Below are 1,756 nucleotides of genomic sequence, written 5' to 3' on the forward strand. Positions count from 1 at the left end.
TTCGACGCAAGAACTCTCGTTCCCCGCCGGGGAGTGGGCCTGCCGCCGCCCGGAGGCTCACTCATGCGTACCAGAACACGCTCAAGTGCCGTCCACCGCCACCTGTTCACAACCCCTGGCGCTCGTCCTGGTGCCCGGCGTCTTGCTCCGCCACGTCACTCACAAGAAGACGCCGAAACTGGCCATCGGGGCGCTCACCGTTGCCCTCATTGCCGCGGTCGTGCTGGCGGTCATCACCCGAGAGGCCGGCGACGAGCGGGGGCTGCAGAAGCGGGGTCGGTGGACCGAGGCCGTCGTGGTCGACGTCGACAACGGCAAGTCCGACGAGTGCACGCTCCGCACCCGCGACGGCCGGGAGATCTCACCTCAGATGACGGACGGCTGCGACCCGGAAAGGGTTGAGCCAGGCGACAAACTGCGCGTGCTGTACGACCCCAAGGGCGCAGCTGCTCCGTTGGAGGACGAGGACACGGAAGCGGACCTGGACCCCGGCGCGTACAAAGGGGTCATCGGCGGCCTGGCAGCGCTGATCGTCGTGACAGGCACGTGGGGCTGCGTACGGGTGAGTCGGGCGGAAAATTGAAGTGCTCTCCTTCCTGAGCTTGCGAAGGGAGGAGAGCACTTCAATCCCATCACTGCTGACCTCCACCCTCGGTGCTCCGGCTGCCGTCCTTGGGGCGATTGAAGGCATCTCCGACGCGCTCGCCGGCGCCGCCCGGTTGGGCGGCGGGGTACTGGCCGACGATCCGGCCTCCCGGCGGAGGGTCGCGGTCGGCGGCTACGCCCCTACGGCCGTCATCGGCGCCGCGGTCCACGTCGTTCTTCACCGCGACCAGCAGCCCGAGGAGGGGCCGCCGCACTAGACACGTACCGCCGTTCACCGCCGTCCCGCGCCCATGCCGCCGGGGCCCAGTCGGTCAAGGTCTCTCGGGGCCCGCGCAGTTCATCACCTGGCCTCGATGTACGCGGTCGGCGGAAGCGTGGGAGAACGCCGGGTCTGGAGTACGCGAATGCCGAAGAAGCAGACGACCGCCTCGAAGAAGGCACGGGCCGCCGCTCGAAACGGCGCCCCGGCCAAGCACACCGCCCTTGTGCGTGAGCAGCTCGCCGCGCGGGAGACCTCGAGGAAGACCTTCCCCGGGACGGCGGCCCCTGGGTCTCCTCCTGGAGCGGCGACCCCTTCAACGACGTCAACCCGGCCTGCGGGCACCACCTGCGGGTCCTGTGTGGAGGCTGCGGTGTCTGCACGACGTGCGATGGCTGCTACTGCACGGAAGCCGCTGAGGAGGCGCGCATCGACGCCGCAACCGAGCGGGCCTACGAGGAGCATGCAGAGCACGACCAGCACCGGGCCGACTGCTACCTCTGCGAGGACGAGCGTGTGCAGACCGCCGGCTACACCCGTTGCTGGAAATGCGGGCTGGAGTACCGGGACGGAATCGGTGACCATCACCAGCACAACCCGCCCTACTGCACGCTCGGGCTCCCGACCTACCCGCTGGGCGTGGACTGGGGTTACCTGCGCGGCCAGCACGCCACGTTCGTCGGAAGCGAGTACAGCGCCCACGGCCTGGTCCTCGCCGACCAGGAAGCCCCCGACCCGAACGACTACTACCGTTCCTAATCGGTGAGCAGGAGTGGGTCTTGGACCCACTGCCCGACACTGCGCGCATCCCGAACGGTTTTGGGTGCGCTGGTCGCCCGCGTTCCTTGGGGTCTTCCTGTCCGGGCGCGTGGCTCCTGGCCACGGTCCGTG

At 69.0% G+C, this 1,756-nt stretch carries 3 protein-coding genes; all 3 read left to right on the plus strand.

Features of this window, described 5'->3' with window-relative positions; all coding sequences use genetic code 11:
- The first annotated feature begins 85 nt into the window (after positions 1–85).
- The 3 genes from ACFV7R_RS47000 (at position 86) to ACFV7R_RS47010 (ending at position 1,624) form a co-directional block, all read left to right on the plus strand.
- Positions 86–583, plus strand: a complete 498-nt coding sequence (locus ACFV7R_RS47000; RefSeq protein WP_385276947.1) for a DUF3592 domain-containing protein — start codon at positions 86–88, stop codon at positions 581–583.
- 19 nt (positions 584–602) lie between these two features.
- Positions 603–863, plus strand: coding sequence for a hypothetical protein (locus ACFV7R_RS47005; RefSeq protein WP_385276950.1), 261 nt, complete (start codon positions 603–605; stop codon positions 861–863).
- 518 nt (positions 864–1,381) lie between these two features.
- Positions 1,382–1,624 (plus strand): hypothetical protein, encoded by a 243-nt coding sequence (locus ACFV7R_RS47010; RefSeq protein ID WP_385276953.1) that lies wholly within the window; start codon positions 1,382–1,384, stop codon positions 1,622–1,624.
- Positions 1,625–1,756 lie beyond the last annotated feature (132 nt).

Source organism: Streptomyces sp. NPDC059866 (assembly GCF_042731325.1).
Lineage (GTDB): Bacteria > Actinomycetota > Actinomycetes > Streptomycetales > Streptomycetaceae > Streptomyces > Streptomyces flavusporus.